This is a genomic window from Prosthecobacter sp. (genome assembly GCF_020439865.1).
Lineage (GTDB): Bacteria > Verrucomicrobiota > Verrucomicrobiia > Verrucomicrobiales > Verrucomicrobiaceae > Prosthecobacter.
On the sequence record NZ_JAGRPF010000058.1, the window covers coordinates 1 to 18,076 of the forward strand.

At 61.3% G+C, this 18,076-nt stretch carries 15 protein-coding genes; 9 read left to right on the plus strand and 6 right to left on the minus strand.

Annotated features, from left to right (window positions below; translation table 11 throughout):
• The 8 genes from KDL09_RS05670 to KDL09_RS05705 form a co-directional block, all read left to right on the plus strand.
• The coding region (locus KDL09_RS05670; RefSeq protein WP_294382528.1) for an ATP-binding protein at nt 1-321 on the plus strand (321 nt) is incomplete at its 5' end.
• A gap of 190 nt (nt 322-511) precedes the next feature.
• Nucleotides 512-2,413: a hypothetical protein gene (locus KDL09_RS05675; RefSeq protein WP_294382531.1), complete on the plus strand. Its 1,902-nt coding sequence runs from the start codon at nt 512-514 to the stop codon at nt 2,411-2,413.
• 30 nt (nt 2,414-2,443) lie between these two features.
• The gene (locus KDL09_RS05680) at nt 2,444-6,964 is read left to right on the plus strand and encodes a hypothetical protein (protein WP_294382535.1); all 4,521 of its coding nucleotides are present in this window, start codon (nt 2,444-2,446) and stop codon (nt 6,962-6,964) included.
• Nucleotides 6,965-7,053: 89 nt separating this feature from the next.
• Complete coding sequence (locus KDL09_RS05685) at nt 7,054-7,335, plus strand: SWIB/MDM2 domain-containing protein (RefSeq protein WP_294382537.1); 282 nt, start codon at nt 7,054-7,056, stop codon at nt 7,333-7,335.
• Nucleotides 7,336-7,535: 200 nt separating this feature from the next.
• Nucleotides 7,536-8,291, plus strand: coding sequence for a 3-deoxy-manno-octulosonate cytidylyltransferase (gene kdsB / locus KDL09_RS05690; protein ID WP_294382540.1), 756 nt, complete (start codon nt 7,536-7,538; stop codon nt 8,289-8,291).
• 34 nt (nt 8,292-8,325) lie between these two features.
• Nucleotides 8,326-9,945, plus strand: a complete 1,620-nt coding sequence (locus KDL09_RS05695) for a CTP synthase (protein ID WP_294382543.1) — start codon at nt 8,326-8,328, stop codon at nt 9,943-9,945.
• Between the two features lie 93 nt (nt 9,946-10,038).
• Nucleotides 10,039-10,785, plus strand: coding sequence for a Bax inhibitor-1/YccA family protein (locus KDL09_RS05700; protein ID WP_294382544.1), 747 nt, complete (start codon nt 10,039-10,041; stop codon nt 10,783-10,785).
• 38 nt (nt 10,786-10,823) lie between these two features.
• The gene (locus KDL09_RS05705; protein WP_294382547.1) at nt 10,824-11,519 is read left to right on the plus strand and encodes a hypothetical protein; all 696 of its coding nucleotides are present in this window, start codon (nt 10,824-10,826) and stop codon (nt 11,517-11,519) included.
• Nucleotides 11,520-11,587: 68 nt separating this feature from the next.
• Here KDL09_RS05705 and KDL09_RS05710 read toward each other — a convergent pair whose 3' ends face one another.
• From KDL09_RS05710 to KDL09_RS05735, 6 genes are all read right to left on the minus strand, one after another.
• Nucleotides 11,588-12,988, minus strand: coding sequence for an MBL fold metallo-hydrolase (locus KDL09_RS05710; RefSeq protein ID WP_294382552.1), 1,401 nt, complete (start codon nt 12,986-12,988; stop codon nt 11,588-11,590).
• 100 nt (nt 12,989-13,088) lie between these two features.
• Nucleotides 13,089-13,232: a hypothetical protein gene (locus KDL09_RS05715; RefSeq protein ID WP_294382555.1), complete on the minus strand. Its 144-nt coding sequence runs from the start codon at nt 13,230-13,232 to the stop codon at nt 13,089-13,091.
• Nucleotides 13,232-13,573: a hypothetical protein gene (locus KDL09_RS05720; protein ID WP_294382557.1), complete on the minus strand. Its 342-nt coding sequence runs from the start codon at nt 13,571-13,573 to the stop codon at nt 13,232-13,234. The genes KDL09_RS05715 and KDL09_RS05720 overlap by 1 nt, the downstream gene beginning before the upstream one ends.
• Before the next feature lie 50 nt (nt 13,574-13,623).
• On the minus strand, nt 13,624-14,469 hold the full coding sequence (locus KDL09_RS05725; RefSeq protein ID WP_294382559.1) for an alpha/beta hydrolase-fold protein: 846 nt from the start codon (nt 14,467-14,469) through the stop codon (nt 13,624-13,626).
• A gap of 22 nt (nt 14,470-14,491) precedes the next feature.
• Entirely contained in the window at nt 14,492-14,776 is a 285-nt protein-coding gene (locus tag KDL09_RS05730) for a ferredoxin (RefSeq protein ID WP_294382563.1), read from the minus strand.
• 159 nt (nt 14,777-14,935) lie between these two features.
• Nucleotides 14,936-16,894, minus strand: a complete 1,959-nt coding sequence (locus KDL09_RS05735) for a sialate O-acetylesterase (protein WP_294382566.1) — start codon at nt 16,892-16,894, stop codon at nt 14,936-14,938.
• Nucleotides 16,895-17,000: 106 nt separating this feature from the next.
• Here KDL09_RS05735 and KDL09_RS05740 point away from each other — a divergent pair, with 106 nt between their 5' ends.
• The gene (locus KDL09_RS05740; RefSeq protein WP_294382569.1) at nt 17,001-18,074 is read left to right on the plus strand and encodes a hypothetical protein; all 1,074 of its coding nucleotides are present in this window, start codon (nt 17,001-17,003) and stop codon (nt 18,072-18,074) included.
• Nucleotides 18,075-18,076: the final 2 nt, after the last annotated feature.

The window sequence follows — 18,076 nt, forward strand, 5'->3', positions numbered from 1 at the left end:
GGCGGCACGCTGACGATCAGCGGCACCTTCACCGACTACGAGGTGCGGCTGAACTTTGAGGACACCGGCAAGGGCATCAGCGCCGAGCAGATGGGCAAGCTCTTCCAGCCCTTCGCCACCACCCGCAGCACCGGCACCGGCCTGGGCCTGCTGATCGTCCGCCGCATCGTGCGCGAGCACGGAGGGGAGATCGACATCGAAAGCCGCGAGGGCCTGGGCACGCGGGTGAGCCTGTGGCTGCCGCTGGTGGAAAAGAAGGTGCGACTGCTGGAGGCGGGCAGGGAAAATGACGAGCCGAACGAAGCAAGACCGACGGCCTGAGTTCGGCGCTTACGACTGGGTAAAGCGAATGTACCAGATTCGAAAGCCAAAGGACCGTTGACCCGCTGAGACACAAGGCGCATCTCGCCCGCCGGTCGCAAGGGATCATGATTCCGCTACTAAAAAGGTCTTGGGGTCGTGGGCATGGGGCGTATTCTTCGATCGTGGCTCTTCACCAAGCCGCATCCTCATGAGAATCGCTGCCTTTCATCGTCAGCGCCCCAGATCGGCCAGCAGGGCTGTCTTGGACTGTCAAAGTCATTGGTTCTTCTTCACCCGGGGCGCTTTGCGTGTGGGTCTGTTGGGCTGGATGATGGCCGTCGGCATGTCTGGCGTGAGGGCGGACACGTTGTTTCTGACCAAGCTCGGCGAAAAGCACCTCGCCGAGATCCGGGCGCAGATCGCGCCGATCCCGGTTTACGAGGCGGGAGAAGCGCCTCAAGGCATGCCCCGGCAGCCTTTCTTCCGCGGCGTCATCGTGGGAGACGTGCCGGCGCGTGATGTCACGGCTGACTACGAGACGGAAGAAGGCCGTGCGACCTTGATTGTCCGGGCGTTCACGATGGACGGCACGAAAGCCTCGCCTGAGTTCCGAATCTCCGATGCCTGGGTGAAACCGCATCAGGAGCTCGATTCCTTTTATGATCTGCGCCAGCTCGCGTCGAACCGGGATGAAATGCTGAGCACCCGCATCGGCAGCGCGAGGTTCCTCGGTGAGTTTCTCAATGCCATCGATCCCGGAGGCGCGACGGGCATCGGCACGGGCGGTGCTGCGACCGCAGGCGAGAAGCTGGAGGAGGGGAGGCTCATTGAAGAACTGAATCCTGCCTCATCCGCGAGCGCTTCCGGCCAGAATCAGGTGGCAGAGTTCTTTCAGCAGCGTCGGCTGAAGGAACGGCGCTCCAGCGCCTGGCTGGCCTGGCACTGGCCGCAGCAGTCGCGTGACAGCGACGCGTGGCAGTGGATGGAGATGATCGCCCGCACGCGGCGCTACGGGATTTACGAAACGGGTTTGGACCGCGCGATGCTGGCGCTTCTCAGCGCCCGCGCACGACTGGCCTGGGCGAAGGGAGACAGCCCGCGGGCGACGGCTTTGCGTCAGCATGGCTTTGAGGTCCGCAGGTCCGTGGTGGACGCATTGCGCGGTCTTGCCACGACCAGCGCGACGGAGCAGCGGCTTGCACAAGAAAGCCGGCAAGGCGCGGCGCTCTGGCTTCCAGTGGACCTTTCCGAGGTCGGTGCCGCGGCTCTGGATCTCTGCCTCGCCCGGAACGAGATCGTGCTGCCGGTCTGCTCGGCCGACAAGGTGCGGGAAGAAATCAGACTGCTCGAGGTTCATCCGGATTACCGGCCTGCTCAGGGCCTGCAGATGTCCGTGAGTACGCTGTCTCCGGCGCCCGCACCTGGAGGTTTTCCCGCATCTCCCGCTTACGACGAGGGGATCAAGGCCGAGGAGATCTGGCATCTCGCGGTCCGGCCTCCGGAGGGGGGGCTGCATTTTCGCGAGGACGTCCGACCGAAGGCGCAGGCGCTGCTGCAGATCATGATGAAGCCCGGCGGGCTCAAGGTGTTGCCGGACCAGCAGGCGACTGCTGACATGGTGACCTATCGGAGCATTGATCACCTCATTTTCTACACACTGTCCTCCGCCTTCCTGGCCAATCCGGAAGGACTCATGGAGTATGGCGGCAACGAGGCGGAGCCGCTGTCTCAAAAACTCACCCGTGCTTACGAGGCGTGGCGTGTCGGCATCGGACTGCTGTCCTACGCCGAGTGGCCGGGCAGGATCGAGGCCTACCATCACTGGCAGGACGATCTCTGGGCTCAATCGACCGGAATCGCGGAGCGCCTTCACAAGGCGTCTGAAAGCGGCACGGTCCCCGCCGATCTCGAACTACGCCTGCAACACACCCTGCGCTGCCTGCGTGACCTCAGTCATGTGGGAGACAGCGGCGGTGCACGTGCTCAGGTCGTGGGGGCCAGGCTCGTCGAGGCATGGAAGAGACTGACCAAGGTCGAGGAAGAAGAGCACCTGAGCGAGCCCTACATGAAGGATTGGTTTAAACGCTACAAGGCTCTGCAGACCCAATGAGCCGGGCAACCCTTCTCCCAATCTATCGCCATGAATGCACCGCGCCGATCCGTCTTACCATCGCTGTTGTCGCTGGCTCTGATCGCCGGAGTGATCCAGCCGGCTGCCGAGGCCGGGCCTTTGGAAGAAGCAGAGCAGTTTCACACGGAGACGCTGCATCGTTTCGAGGAAACCCTCGCGGCCACCAAGGCCGTCAAAACCCGTCTGAATTCCCGCCTGTCCGGAAAGCTTCTGCAAGGGTTGCTGGAGACGATCATTTCGGAAGAGGAGTTGAGCGCACCCTTCGAGAAATCCGGCAGCCGGCTGATGGAGCTTCATCAGAAGTTCGAAAAAGCCTACGAGGAGGTCCGCCAGGGAACGATGTCCTTTGCCGACTTCCGGCACTCCGGCTGGGAACTGCTGACATCCGGCCTGCGCGACCGCTTCTCGCTCGTGCTGGAGTCGGCGCGGAGAGAAATGGAACTGCTGCGGCAGCAGAACTCCACCAAGGCGAAGGCCTTTGCCAAATCCATACAGGACGGCACGCCGCGCTCCGCCGTGCAGCCACAGGAGCAGCGGTGGTTTGAGGAACTGGCGAGAGCTCATCAGGAACTCGCGGCCTACCTGAAATCCGAACACACCACGGTCGAGGATCAGGCCGAGGAGTGGGGTGAATCAGGCGACGATGTGAGCAAGGCGCTCTTCTCCCAGCTGGTAGAGGATGAACTCGCCATCCATGACGGCCCTCTGGCTTTCGGACTCGATTCCAGCTTCCAACAGTTCCTCGACTCCCAGCGCTGGGACGTCACGCCGGTGGCTTTGGACCGCGGTGTGTCCCTGGACCTCTCTAAGGCCCTGCAACAGGTGGCCGCCGCGACGCACGCGGAGGAGGAGAAAGAGCGGCCCGACTATCCGATCACCTTCTCTTTTCCGCTGCCCATGATTTACGGAGTCGAGCAATTCGGCGACGGCATCCCACGCAAGGCCTCGAATGAATACTGGACGAAAGAGCATTCTGATCTCACGGCGCAGGAGCGGCTGGGAGGCTTTGACATCCTGCTGGTGGTGTACGGGCGTCACCTCAAGGAACGGATCGGCACCACGCCGGAAGTTTCGCCCGTAGGAGTCGACAGCCCCGCCTACAAGTTCCTGACCCACTGCCGGATCAAGGAACAGGGCTACTACACCTTTTGTTCCCACGAGTACATTCCGCTCTTCAAGGAGTTCCGGGAGATCTTGGAAAAGAAAAAGGCGGCCGGACAGAAGACACCCGCCTGGGACGGCATGGATGCCTACATCGTCAAAGCGACGATCAGTCCGACCTGCAGCAGCGGTCAGCGGTCCTTCAAGCTCGGCCCGGTGGAGATTCCCTGGGTTCAACCCTTCAGCCGGAACGTCGCCGGCGTCGGTTGTTTCCGCACGCTGCCGGCTGCCGCTGCGAACGATCCGTCCGTGCCGCCGGTGCGTGCTGACATGCAGCAACCCCTGCGCTGGGGATTTGAGTCCGACCATGTGGTCTTCCAGATCGCCACCAGTGCTCCCATTCCCGAAGGAACCAAGATCCGCTTCCACCTCGTCAAAAAAACCGCTGACGGCGAGACTCCGGTCAAGGTCGGAGGCCGGGAGTTCTTCGAAGCGCAGCGAGTCGCCACTGCTGAACGACTGTGGTTGAACGTGCCGGGTGAAACCTTCAGCGCGCTCTATCGCTCGGAGCCGTTTGTTCTGGGGAGTGCCGAACTACACCCGTCAGGCGGACCTCCAACGGTCCCGTTGACCAAGGGCGAAATCCTTGTCGCCAAAATCCTCTGGCCCGGTCCGGTCCGGGAGATCGTCAGCAGCGCGCTGGAGTTTCACACATCGCCGGCGGAAATCGGTTTCACCTTCACCGAAGCCCTTCTGAAAGCAGCGGCGGCGCTGAAACTTCCAGCGGAGGTTTCCTACATCCCCGGAGCTCCGCCGCGAGCACGGGATGAAGCGATCGCACGGCTCGCCGCACGGAAGGCGGGCAAAGTCTCCGCCAACGGCACATTCATCGACTTCAGCAGCGAGAAATACGGCAGCGCGGACGCCGAATACGAGGTGAACGTGGGTGAGATCGCCGTGCTGCTCATGCTGCGTGAGCACATGATCGCAGCGGGAGAACTGGGGCTGAAGAAGTACCGGGAATTGTTCAAGGAAGTCGAGGTGGCGATGACACCTCACGATTTGAGTGTGCTGCCGGGGCCGTATCTGGCGCTCGACAAGATTCGTGCGATGGTCCTGACCAGCGCCCCCAACAGTCCGCTGGGACAGGCCTTCAGAAATTACTACCCTGAACCGGCGGCGGAGCTGCTGAAACGCTATGACTGGCAGTGGCGCAAGCCCGTGCCAGCGCGCATTCACGAAGGTGCGGTTTACGTCGAGCCGGAACTCCGCGAATTCCTGGCGAAGTCAGAAACCTCGCTCACGAAGCTGAAAAAGACCGACGCCAGAAATCCGGTGGAACTTTTCAACCTGGTCGCGCTGGGTGCCGAATCCTGGACGCCGCTGATGGCCGGACAATTCGTCCGACTGCGTGAGACAGACACACCGCAGCAGCAACAGTGGTGGCTGCCGGACCCGCTCGCGCCCGCCCTCCTCCAAAGCGTGGCCGGCAAAGCGCAGGCCATCGTGGACAAACAGAAGCAGTCCGACGCCTACGATGGCGCGGTGTCCGGCATCTATTCTCCGATGGGTCTGTTGTTTGGCAATGCAAAGGGCCTGCTCGCCCTGGCCGGCGTGGGGCTGGATCTGATTCTCGCGGCGGACATGGTTCCTGACATTCATGAGTATTACTCCCGCGGTGCCGCCTTGGAATACACGGAGTCGATGGCCGTGCTCACTGGCGGCCAGCTCATGTGGACCCGTCTTCAGGGACAGGGCAGCCTGTCCAAGCCCGGCTGGATCACGGCGCTCGGAGTCTTCGGCAACACACTCGGTGTTGCAGCCAATGCGTTTCTGGTGCCTCGGCTGCTCGGCGAAGCCGGAGTGCAGATCCGGGAATACAAAACGCTGGCACGCAACCTGCCCAGGGAGCTGGTGCTGGCCGCGGCGCTCCACGGGTCGTTTGCCGGCAAACCGCCCCTGCAGCAGGCCGCCATGCTGGAAGAAATCAATCGCGTGGCTTCGGCCGCCAAACGCGGATCCACGCTGACCGCCGAGGAAACGCAGTTGCTCGAATCGGCTGCCGGATTTCTCACCCGGATCGAGAAGGCCACCTTGGATGATCTTGCCCGCCGGCCGGCGGAGATCACCAGTCTGATGAATCCGGAGCGCCGCATCGGCAGTTCCTACTTCTCCTTGGTCGATGTGCCCGCGGAGTCGCTGGCCGATGGCCGGCGGGCCATGGAGATCGCGCTGGCGGGAAACCGCGGCGGAGCGGGAGACGAGGCGGTCATGACGCTCTTTCGTCTGCTGCACGAGCAGAGGGAAGCCGGAGTTCTCCCGCCCCAGGTCATGAACACCGCGGCGGCCACGCAATTGGCGTACACCGCCCATCTGCCCAGACCCAACTCCTCATGGCGTGGTTATGCCGTGGGCCGCTTCCTCGGAAATGGTGTTTATTCCTTCGTTTACAAGATGGGCGACGATCTTGCCGTCAAGATTGGCTGCAGGCTTGGCGGCCTCGAGAACGCCGACACCTACGCCCGGGTCGTGCATGGAAGCGACCTGCTCGCCCAGGCGGATGTTCCGCAGATTGCGTTGCGGCTGGACCTCTCCCGTGAGTTTGAGGACACCTTTGCCATGGTTCAGGAACTCGTGCCCGAAGGCAGCATCCTGTTGCGTGGCAAACCATGGCGAGATGTGTTGCTGGAAGGTCCCACCGGTACCCCGTTGGACCTGATTGCCTCCAGGCGGCAAGGCATCGACATGGGAGATCTGATGAGACAGCAGCGCGGTCTGGCGCAGCGCGGGGCGGAACCCGTGGTGGATGCAACCAGCGTTCCGGGCGCACCCATGCCCACCCAGTACGCCGAGGCGGTGATGAAACTCTACAAGAAGCTCGTGGATCACGATTTGGTGTGGCCTGACGGACACTTGGGTAACATCGTCTTCGTCAAAACGGACGACGAATGGGTCGCCAAGGTGCTGGATGCGGACTTTATCTGGAAGTTTGGAAGAAACTTCCGCACCGAAGGCCCTGTGGCCAGAACCACCGGTGGTGGCTACATGGACCTCCTCTACTACCACGACGTCACGGGCACCTCCTGCGCGCGTCTCCAAAGCATGTATGGCAGCAAGATCTCCCAGGCGGCCTTTGATAGCCTCGAAGCAGGCCGGCACATCGCACCATCGGCGGAATTCCTGATGCTGAAGGTGATGGAACTGCACGGCTTCATCCATTGGGACCGTGTGTCGAAGCGCTGGCTCAACGGGACGATGCAGGTGAAGGACGTGGAGAAGTTCTTTCCCTCCATCAACAACCGGGAGTGGATTGACCCCGACTTCGGCAAGCTGTTCCACGGGGCCGTGATCCTGCCCTCCTTCCGCGCTTCGCCGGGCGGGTTGCGAACCCCGGCCATGCCCCGGCAGTTGCTCGCCTTGGCGGCTTAATTCGCCCGGGCGGCGGCTGATCGCCCCCGCCGAAGCTTCCTACATCCACGGTTGACCCGGGGGCCGTCAGCCGCCAGCCTTTCTACCCTATGTCCGACCAACCCAATCCCAAACCCGCCCGCAAACTGAATCCAGCCCTTTCGAAGCCCGTCCAGCCGGACGAGGTCCTCGCCAAGGTGGTGGGTTCCACCCCGCTCTCCCGCGGGGAGCTGACCAAGAAGCTGTGGGAATACATCAAAGCGAACGGCCTTCAGGACCAGACCAAGAAGACCAACATCAACGCCGACGAGGCGCTGAAAGCCGTCTTTGGCGGCAAAAGCCAGGTGACGATGTTCGAGATGACCAAGCTCGTCTCCCAGCACGTCAAGTAACCGACATTCACTGATTTCCCCCTGACTCCACGACCTCTCCCGGTTCTAAATGACCCGGGAGCCCGACCGGAGTCAGGGGCTTTTATTTGAGGGGTGCCTTTCTCCAGATCAGGGGAGGGGTGGAAGCCGGTTTTGCGGCCCAAATCGCCCTTGCATCGCCAGTGCTTCCGCGTCATCTCAGGCGAACCTGCTCGCCCACTTTGGCAACCTCCGACTCCTCCCGCACTCTCGTCGCCATCCCCGCCCGCTGGGGATCCACCCGGTTCCCGGGAAAGCCGCTCCACCTCATCGCCGGGAAACCGCTGGTACAGCATGTCTGGGAGCGCTGCCAGGACTGCAAGCAGATCGACGACGTGATCATCGCCACCGATGACGCGCGCATCGCCGAGGCGGCGGCCGGTTTCGGGGCCAAAGCGGTCATCACCTCGCCCGACCACCCGAGCGGGACGGATCGCATCGCTGAGGCGGCCAAATCTTTCCCTGACCATCGCGTCATCATCAACGTGCAGGGGGACGAACCCCTCATCTCCCCAGCGCTGATCGATGAACTCGCCCGCACGCTGCGCGACGATCCCGGCGTGAAAATGATCACGGCCGCCGCGCCGATCCACGATCCTGCGCAGATCGGTGACGCGAACGTGGTGAAGGTCATCTTCGACACCCACGGGGACGCCCTGTATTTCTCGCGTTCGCCAATGCCGTTCGTCCGAAATCCGGCCGCCTGGCCGCGCAGCTACCGCCACCTCGGCATCTATGGCTTCCAGCGCAGCTTTCTCTTCCAGTTTGTGGCCTGGCCGCCGTCGCGGCTGGAGCTGACCGAGTCGCTGGAGCAACTGCGTGCTCTCGAGAACGGCTCGCGCATCCGGGTCGTCCTGACGGACGAGCTTTCCCCCGGCGTGGACACGCCTGAGCAGGCCCGCGCCATCGAACAACATCTTCAGCAACATTCCTCTTGAACTGCGAACCGAGCACCGCGAACCGAGAACCATCATGAAATACATTTTTGTCACCGGCGGCGTTGTCAGTTCCCTTGGAAAAGGCCTGGCCGCGTCCTCGCTCGGCACCCTGCTCGAACTGCGCGGCCTCAAGGTCATCATGCAGAAGTTTGACCCGTACCTGAACATCGATCCGGGCACGATGAACCCGTACGAGCATGGTGAGGTGTATGTGCTCGACGACGGCGCGGAAACCGACCTCGACCTCGGTCATTACGAGCGTTTCACGCACACGAATCTCTCCAAGCTCAACAACCTCACCTCCGGTCAGGTGTACCAAAACGTGCTCGACAAGGAACGTGCCGGCAAATACCAGGGCCGCACCGTACAGGTGATCCCGCACGTGACCAACGAGATCAAGGCGCGCATGCACGAAGTCGCCGAGAAGATGGGCGGCGACGTCATCATCACCGAAATCGGCGGCACCGTGGGGGACATCGAAGGCCTGCCGTTCCTCGAGGCCATCCGTCAGTTCGGCCACGAGGTCGGTCCTGGAAACGTGCTGTTCATTCACGCCACGCTCGTCCCCTACATCAAGGCCGCGCAGGAGCTGAAGACCAAGCCCACGCAGCAGAGCATCGCGAAGCTGCGCGAGATCGGTATCGCCCCGCAGATCATCCTCTGCCGCACCGAGCATCCGCTCGATCTCGATGTGCGCGAGAAGATCTCGCTGTTCGGCAATGTCCCGATCGAGTCCGTCGTCGAAGTGCGCGACGTCAAACACACCATCTACGAGGTTCCGTTGAAGCTTCATGAAGAGCGCCTCGACGACAACGTCTGCCGTATCCTCAACCTCGAAACGCCGCAGCCGGATCTCACCCGCTGGCGCAATTTCGTCCAGCGCGTCATTCATCCGACGCACCACGTCCGCATCGGTGTCGTCGGCAAGTACATCGAACTTCAGGACGCCTACAAGAGCATCTACGAATCCCTCACCCACGCCGGTGCCTCGCACGACTGCAAGGTGGACATCGTCCGTGTCGATGCCGAGAGCATCGAGAAGGCAGGACCGGAGCTGTACCTCGCCGGATTGCAGGGCATCCTGATCCCCGGCGGTTTCGGCGATCGTGGCACCGAGGGCAAGATCACCGCCGCACGCTACGCGCGTGAAAAAGGCATTCCCTATTTCGGCATCTGTCTCGGCATGCAAATCGCGGTCATCGAGTTCGCCCGCAACGTCTGCGACCTCAAGGGGGCGACGAGCACCGAGTTTGACAAAACCACGCCGCATCCGGTCATCAGCCTGATGGAGGAGCAGAAAAAGGTGAAGCAGCTTGGCGGCACCATGCGTCTCGGCTCCTGGGTGACCGATCTCGTCCCGGGCAGCAAGGCCTACGAGCTTTATCACAGTGCCACCATCACCGAGCGCCACCGTCACCGCTTCGAATTCAATTCCGAATACAAGGAGCTGATGGAGAACAAGGGCATGCTTATTTCCGGAACTTCTCCGCGAGGCGATCTCGCCGAAATCATCGAACTGCCTGCGCATCCCTACTTCGTCGCATGCCAGTTCCATCCCGAGTTCCTTTCCAAGCCGAACAATCCGCATCCGCTCTTCCATGGTTTTGTCAAAGCGGCCATGCAGCACCACGGCACGGCAGATCCGGCGTGCTAGTTCACGCTGCGGGGCTTGAATTGAGGCAAAGTGGCGGATTGACCGACCCGACGGTCGTCTTGTAGTCTGACGACGAGCTCCGTCTCTCTCATCATGCGCACTTCCAATCCCACCCTCAACGATCACGTCTTCGAACGCTCCCGCACCGGCGTCGCCACCGATGGTGTGATGACGCTCAATGGCACCGTCGTCAAAACCGCCATTCTCACCCTGCTGCTCGTGACTGCGGCGAGCTGGAGCTGGAAACTGGCCACCAGCTCAAACCCGCCCGCGTGGTTCGGTTCAGCGCTGACCTTTGGCTGGATCATTCCGCTGGGAGTAGCGCTGATCATTTCTTTCGTCCCCAAGACAGCTCCCGCGCTCGCGCCTGTCTATGCTCTGGGGAAGGGAATCATCGTTGGCATCATTTCGGCCATGTATGAGCGGCAGTTTGGCGGCATCGTGCTCAGCGCCGTGGTGCTGACCTGCGGCATCCTCTTTGCATTGCTCGCGGCCTACATGACCGGCCTGATCAAGCCGACCGAAAACTTCAAGCTCGGCATCTTCGCAGCCACAGGAGGCATCGCGCTCTTTTATCTCGCGACGATCGTGCTTGGCATGTTTGGCATTCAGGTCCCGGGACTCTTTGGCAACGGCTGGATCGGCATCGCCTTCTCGGGCTTCGTCGTCGTCATCGCCGCGCTCAATCTCGTGCTGGATTTCGATTTCATCGAGAATGGCTGCGCCGCAGGGGCGCCCAAGCACATGGAGTGGTATGCCGCCTTTGGCCTGCTCGTCACCCTGGTGTGGCTCTATCTCGAAATTCTGCGCCTGCTTGCCAAACTGCGCAGCCGCGATTGAACAACCTCCCTTTCTCTGACTCCAACCTCATCCATCTTATGAAAACCGCTCTTCTTCTCGCCTGTTTCCTCGCCAGCGCTTCGCTGGTCAAAGCCAATCCCGAGATCGCCACGATCATCGACCAGGAATACGGTGCCGCCACATCTGAAGGCGTCGTGTTGCTGCAATCTGCCGCCAGCCCAGGTGAGCCGACGGCTTGGAACGTCTATGCGCTTGATCCCTTCCGTCCGGGTGAACTCGTGCGTGCCACCCTCACCTTGGAACGGAACGGCTGGGCTCCGAAAGCCGCCGGAGCAGGCAGCAAGCTTCTCAGCCGTGTGCCGCCCCAGACAATCTCGTTCAATCGCATCAAATACCGTTCGTCGGATGCGCGACGCATCGCTCAGCAGAACGCGGCGCTCGCCCGGACCAACTTTGTCACGGCCGCCTATCAGCTCGCTGCGAACGTGACCACCGGTGCGCCTGAATGGGGCCTCGCGCTCAATGATTCGAACGGCGTGGAGGTCGGTTTCGTCGTCATCTCCGCAGAGACCGGCGCGGTCATCCATCAGCAGTGGAACAACGGCCTCTCCAGCAATGTCCCCGGTGCGCCGGTGACTGCGACCGAGCCAGGATCCAAAGGCGAACGCGCAGCTGATGAAGTGAAGCGCAGCGCTCGCCGTGCCTGGGAATGGACCGGTGACACGGGCCTCGAGGTGGGACGCTTCTTCAAGCGCCTGTTCCGCAACGACTAAAGTCTCAAGGAAAGGCGCTTGCCAAGTGCCTGGCTTGGCGGCGGGATATGGAAAGTCCCGCTCCTTGATCAGAGTTCCACGTGCTGATTCAGCGCTGCGATCTCCACCTTGCCTTCGACGTGCTTTTCATCGAGCGCGGCCTTGAGTGCGGCGGAACGTTCGGGCTCGCCATGAACGAGGAACACGCGGCTCTTCGGGCCTTTGATGCGGTCAAACCAGCCGAGAAGCTCGTCGTGGTCGGCATGACCTGAGAAGGAGTCGAGGATTTCGATGTCGGCGTGAACCTCAAATTCGTCGCCGAGGATGTTCACCTTCTTGTGCCCTTCACGCAGTTTCCAGCCGAGCGTGTTTTCGGCGCAGTAGCCCACGAAAAGAATGATGTTGCGTTCATTTTCGAGGTTGTTGCGCAGGTGGTGCAGGATGCGGCCGGACTCCGCCATGCCTGAGGCGGAGATGATGATGGCAGCTCCCTTGATCTTGTTGAGGCTCTTGGACTCCTCGACATTGCGGACGAGTTGCAGTCCTTCAAAGCCGAAGGGGTCGTCACGCATGAATACGGCGTTGTGCGCCTCTGGCTTGAGATCGTCAAAGTGCAGGCGGAAAATCTCGGTGGCCTTCACGGCCAGCGGGCTGTCCACAAAGGTGGGAATCAGCGGAAAGCATTTCTCATGACGCAGTTGATCGAGCGTGAAGAGCAGCTGCTGCGTGCGCTCCACGGCGAAGGAGGGGATGATCAGCTTCCCACGCTGCTGCAGGATGCGGCGGATGATCTGGCACATGTGCTCGCTCGCATCCGTGGCCAGCTCGTGATGCCGCCCGCCGTAGGTGCTCTCCATGATGACGTAATCGACCTTTTCACACGCCTCGGCGTCCATGAGCAGGTCGTTGTCAGGCCGGCCGATGTCCCCCGAGAAAAGCAGGCGCGATTTTTTGCCCGTCTGCTTGTCGTCGATGTCCAGCACCACCTGTGCGGAGCCGAGCAGATGGCCGGCATCGATGAAAGTCATGGTGACACCCTCGACGAGAATCATGGGGCGGTGGTAGCTCACGGTGACGAACTGCCGCAGGCACTTTTCCGCATCCTCACGTGTGTAGTTCGTCTCCAGCAGCGGCAGGTTGTCCTCTTTGCGGTGGCGGTTGAGCCACGCGATGTCGCGCTCGTGAATGTAGGCCGCGTCCGGCAGCATGATGCTGCACAGGTCACGCGTGGCGGGCGTGGCGTAGATGTTGCCGGTGAAGCCGCGCTTGCAGAGGTGCGGCAGGTTGCCGCTGTGGTCGATGTGCGCATGAGAAAGCACCACGACATCGACCTTTGCAGGATCAAAGGGAAACGTGCTGTTGCGCTCCACCGCCTCGTGGCGTCGTCCTTGATACAGGCCGCAGTCGAGAAGAATACGGTGACCGTTGACCTCGATGAGATGTTTCGAACCCGTGGTGGTGCCCGCGGCGCCGCAGAAGGAGATTTTCATGGTTGGTTGGAGGAAGGAGCGGTTGTTTTATCACTGGTGGCCGGGACGCGAGACACGGCAACCGGTTTGCTCATGAGCGGGCAAACCTTGTTTGCGTTCCTCAACGCGAAGCATGGCCTTTGATCCTGCGCGAAAGCAACTCGAAGGTCACCAGGTCTTTGCGGTTTTCGAGTCCGAAGCCGCCGGTCTGATCGAAGAGCTTCTCCAAACCCACCTGCCGGCCCGGCTCATAAAACTCCACCATCAGGTCCACCTGGGTCGTCGAGCCTCCGTTTTTTTGCCGCGATAGTACCCCAGCAGCGCATCCAATCCCGTGATCTCCTGCGCCGTCAGCTTCAGCGTGCCCACGATCTTTTTCTCCTCGATCGCAGGCGTCGCGCCGCGCTTCCACGTAATCGCATACTCGGTGAACAGATGCGCGCCCTTGTCCCTCCGGACCTCAAAGTAAGACGTGTAGTTGTGGAAGCATCCGGTGGAGTGCAGCGTCACCTCGATCCTGTCGCCGTCCTCCATCTGCGAGAAACCAAGGGTTCGCGCGTGGACGAAGCCCGGGAGCAGCAGCAGGAGCGCGAGCAGGTGTTTCACGGTTCGTTGGATGGAATGATGCCGGTTCGCAGAAAGTTTGTCCAGTTGCTTCACTGTCCTGCTTTGCCGTCCGGAGTGATGTGCCGGCGCACAAAGTCCAGCACGGGCCCGAGTCCCGCCTGCACAGTGGGAAAAGTGTGACCGCCGGGGAGGCGCTTCACCTCGTGCGGAATATTCGCGGTCGTCAGCGCGGAAGAAAGGTGCTCGTTCATCACCGCATCGGACGCCTGCTCGCCGATGACGAGCTGGATGTTCAGTCCGCGCAGCTCGGCGGCACGGTTCAGCGGATTGAATTCCGGCCAGCGTGCCGGATCGGTGCCGAAGGTCGCGGGTGTGAGTGGAAAACGGCTCTCCGCGCTCGGGAAATTCACCACCGCGATGATCGTCGCCAGCGTTCCGAAACCCTGCGGATGCCGCAGGCAGGCCCACACCGAACCAAACCCGCCCGCCGACCATCCGCCGATGGCGCGCTGCGTGCGTTCGGCGCTGAAGTTCGCCACACGACCTGCCAGCGCGATCACTTCATCCAGATACTGCGCGTAATGCCGCGCCGGATCGACGGGCGAGTCGAAATACCAGCCGTTTTCGCCGCGCGGCAGCACGATGACATAGGGCTGCTCCAGCAACCGCGCACGGCTCGCCGCATCATCGATCAGCGTCGTCTCCTTGCGTCCCAGTCCATGCAAAAAGAACAGCACCGGCCACGCCTTCCCCTCCGTGCGATACCCCTGCGGCTGCACCACCACGAACGCCATCTTCTTGTTCAGCGCCGCACTGTTGAAGTCGTAATGCTGAATCCGCTCGCCCAAGGAGGTGGCCGTCACACCTTCAGGAAGCTGTGCGAAAGCGATGACGGACGAACTCAAGAGCGCGAGGATGAAAACGAGGATTCGCATTCCGGCGATGAAGGTGGTCGAGCTACCAAAAACGCCACCACGGCTTGGCTAAGTGATGTTCCGGCGGATGTGGTTGGTCTCCGTCGCATCCGATGGCTTCGACAGGACATGCTTCAACAGCTTGAAGGCAAAGCGCAATCTCCTCGGGTGTCTCGGGCTGCTGGTAAACAAAGTAATGTCCCCCTGCATCGTTGCGCTTGAAGTTCTTGGGGCATAGATGGGCGCAAAGGTCATGGTCGAGGCATTGGTCATCGACGTAGAACCTGCCGGGAACGTTCTGCGGATAGCGGTGATTAAAATTAGCCATATTGCAAAGTGCGGATCGCTACAGATTTATCGAGTGCCAACGCACTTTCGGCTTCATGGGGACGATTTTGATGCTGGTGCTCACAAGCAACAGAACTGTCGGTTTGAGCTTCAAATACGCGTCATCATTTACTGTCGATTATGACCAGAACATCTACTGTTACTTCACCCGATACACCTCGACCTCGCTGGTGAAGGCGAAGGTGTTGGGGAAGTTGCCGGCGAGTTGGGCGTGGTGGTCGAGGTAGGTGAGGCGGATGAACTTGGCCTCGGCGTCGGGGAAGGCGACGGCGGCGAGTTCGGCTTTGCCGAGCGGGAAGACGTGTCTGCCGACTTCGCGGAAGGTTTTGCCGTCGCTGCTGATCGAGACGGCGACGGTTTTGGTGGAGCCGATCTCGGGAACGGCGACGCGGACGAGATTAATCGTGCGCGGCTGCGTGAGGTCGATGGTGACGTGCTTGGGAAACTGGTCGGTGTTGCTGGTGGCGTAGCAGTTCGGCGGATGGGGCAGGGTGGAACCGTCGGTGAGGCCGGTGTCCCAGCCGTAGGTGTTTTTGTCGCTGCTTTCCCAGGTGCAGCCTTTGGCAAAGTTGTCGCCGAGATCGGGATCGACGGGCCAGTGCGTGTGGAAGGCGCAGGCGGTGAGCCCGTCCTTGTTCATGAGGTTCGGAATGGCAAGCTTGCTCCATGCGAAGCGCACGCGGCGCGGCTGCGGCACTTTTGCCGAGCTGACGAGGAGGCTGTCGCCGTCGATCTTCGCCTCGGCGGGCTGGAAGATGCCATCGCTGCCGGCGATCTCGAAGTTAGTGAGCGGTTTGCCATCGCGTGAGGCGAGGCCGTTTTTCGCGTGGTCGAATTTCACGCGGATCGCGCCGCCTTCGATGGCGTGGCTGGCGTAAAGCGGGCCGTTGGGATCGATGTCACTGCGGCCGTAGTCCTTCGACAAGGCCCAGAGCGAGAGACGGCGCGCGACTTCTTTCTTGTGCGCGGGATGGATGTCCGGAATCTCGCCGATGTCGGAGATCACCGCCATGCCGGTGTGCGGAATGTCGAGGCACTTCCGCTGCGCCTGCCAGAACTGCGGCAGGATCTCGATGCTCTCATCGCCGTATTGCCAAGGCGCGATCTGCACAAAGTAGAACGGCAGATCGGGCTGCTGAAACACACTGCGCCAGGAGGCGAGCAGCGCTTTCGTTTTGTCGGTGTAAACGAAGCCTTCGTTGTGGTTCGATTCGCCCTGATACCAGATGGCGCCGCGGAAGGCGAAGGGCACGAGCGGATGGATCATGGCGTTGTAGAGCGAGGTGGGGCTGCCCTGATTCATCGGCAGCGCCTGCGGTTGTGCAGGCACGGCGGGAACGGCCTGTTTTTTGTCGAGCGCATCGCGCACGGCCTTCGACCACTGTTCGACGGCGGCGAGATGTTTTTCGTTCGTGGCACGATAGGCGTCGCTGCCGGGAAGCTTGTTGCGCGTGTCTGCAGCAAAGTCCTTCAACTCCGGCACGGCGTCGAAGCCTTCCAAGCTCGTCCACGGCTCAATGCGTGTGCCGCCCCAGGCGCTCTGAATCACACCGACGGGCACTTTGAGTTCCTCCAACAGTCGCAAACCGAAGTAGTACCCGACGCAGGAGAACGGCGCGGCACTTTCTGGCGTGCAGCGGTCCCATTTCGTCGGCACATCGTCCTGCGGCGTGAGCGCAATGGTCTTCGGCACTTCAATGAGGCGCAGGTTTGGATGCGAGGCGGCGGGGATGTCCGCCTTGCTGTCGGCCTTCATCTGCATCTCCCATTCCATGTTGGATTGTCCCGATGCGAGCCACACTTCGCCGACGAGCACGTCTTGAATCGTGACGTTCCCAGCTTTGAGCACCTGCGGCTCCGCGTTGGTGGTGAGCGGATCGAGCTTCACCATCCATTTGCCATTCGCATCGGCCTTGGTGGTCTTCTTTTGTCCGGCGAACTCGACGGTGACTTCTTCTCCCGGTGACGCCTTGCCCCAGACGGGAACGGGCATGTCACGCTGAAGCACCATGTGATCGGTGAAGATCGACGGCAGCTTCACGGCTGCTTGTGAGCTGGAAAGAAGGGCGAGGAACGCGAGGAACGAGAGCGGTTTCATGGTGGCAGGCGGATTCTGGCGGAATTGGACATGAAATCCAGCCGCCTGAATTTCTTTCTTGGCATCCTACGTTCAGTTCTTCATCGTCACCTTCACCCAACCCACCATGCGCACGCTTCTTTTCCTCGCCCTTGTTGTTTCTCCTGCCGTCGCGGCCGAATGGACCATCTCCACTTTTGCCGGAACCGGTGTCAAAGGTGGCGGCGGTGACGGCGGTCCGGCGACTTCTGCACAGATCGACAATCCCTTCGGCGTCGTGCGCGGACCGGACGGCGCGATCTGGTTCTGCGAATACACCGGTCAGCGCATCCGCCGCGTGGCGCCGGATGGCACGATCAGCACCATCGCCGGCACGGGAGAAAAAGGTTACAGCGGCGACGGCGGCCCGGCTTTGCAGGCGACCTTCAATCTGCCGCATGAGCTGCGTTTCGATGCGAACGGCGATCTTTATGTTGTCGACATGACTAACCATGTCGTACGCAAGATCGACATGAAGACGAAGGTCATCACCACCTTTGCCGGCACCGGAAAGCCCGGCTACAGCGGCGACGGCGGTCCGGCGAAGGACGCGCAGTTCAAGCAACCGCACAGCATCCAGTTTGGACCCGAGGGTGATCTGTATGTCTGTGACATCGGCAACAACGTGATCCGCAAGATCGACATGAAGACGGGGACGATCAGCACCTTTGCGGGCACCGGAAAGCCGGGCGAGACGCCGGACGGTGCATCGATCGTCGGCACGCCTCTCAAGGGCCCGCGCTCGATGGACTTCGACAAGCAAGGAAACCTCTGGCTCGCGACACGCGAGGGAAACCAGGTCTTCAAATTCGATCTCAATGGAGGCAAGATCTTCCACATCGCCGGAACAGGAAAAAAGGGTTTCAGCGGCAACGGCGGTCCTGCGAAGGAAGCAACACTGAGCGGGCCGAAGGGCATCTCCGTTGATGCGGAAGGCAACGTGTGGCTCGCGGATTGCGAGAGTCATTCCATCCGCATGGTCGACATGAAGACCGGAAATCTGGAACTCATCGCGGGCCTGAATGAAAAGGGCGACGGCCCGGATGGCGATCCATTGAAGTGCAAAATGGCGCGTCCGCACGGAGTCTTCTGTGATGCCGACGGCACCGTGTTCGTTGGCGACAGCGAGTCGCACCGAGTGCGACTGCTGAAGAAGAAGTGAGC

Coding starts and splice junctions, on each gene's coding strand:
- KDL09_RS05700 (WP_294382544.1), top strand. CDS start 10,039: ATGCGCACTTCCAATCCCACCCTCAACGATCACGTCTTCGAACGCTCC.
- KDL09_RS05675 (WP_294382531.1), top strand. CDS start 512: ATGAGAATCGCTGCCTTTCATCGTCAGCGCCCCAGATCGGCCAGCAGG.
- KDL09_RS05715 (WP_294382555.1), bottom strand. CDS start 13,232: ATGGTGGAGTTTTATGAGCCGGGCCGGCAGGTGGGTTTGGAGAAGCTC.
- KDL09_RS05725 (WP_294382559.1), bottom strand. CDS start 14,469: ATGCGAATCCTCGTTTTCATCCTCGCGCTCTTGAGTTCGTCCGTCATC.
- KDL09_RS05740 (WP_294382569.1), top strand. CDS start 17,001: ATGCGCACGCTTCTTTTCCTCGCCCTTGTTGTTTCTCCTGCCGTCGCG.
- KDL09_RS05685 (WP_294382537.1), top strand. CDS start 7,054: ATGTCCGACCAACCCAATCCCAAACCCGCCCGCAAACTGAATCCAGCC.
- KDL09_RS05705 (WP_294382547.1), top strand. CDS start 10,824: ATGAAAACCGCTCTTCTTCTCGCCTGTTTCCTCGCCAGCGCTTCGCTG.
- KDL09_RS05735 (WP_294382566.1), bottom strand. CDS start 16,894: ATGAAACCGCTCTCGTTCCTCGCGTTCCTCGCCCTTCTTTCCAGCTCA.
- KDL09_RS05710 (WP_294382552.1), bottom strand. CDS start 12,988: ATGAAAATCTCCTTCTGCGGCGCCGCGGGCACCACCACGGGTTCGAAA.
- KDL09_RS05730 (WP_294382563.1), bottom strand. CDS start 14,776: ATGGCTAATTTTAATCACCGCTATCCGCAGAACGTTCCCGGCAGGTTC.
- KDL09_RS05695 (WP_294382543.1), top strand. CDS start 8,326: ATGAAATACATTTTTGTCACCGGCGGCGTTGTCAGTTCCCTTGGAAAA.
- KDL09_RS05680 (WP_294382535.1), top strand. CDS start 2,444: ATGAATGCACCGCGCCGATCCGTCTTACCATCGCTGTTGTCGCTGGCT.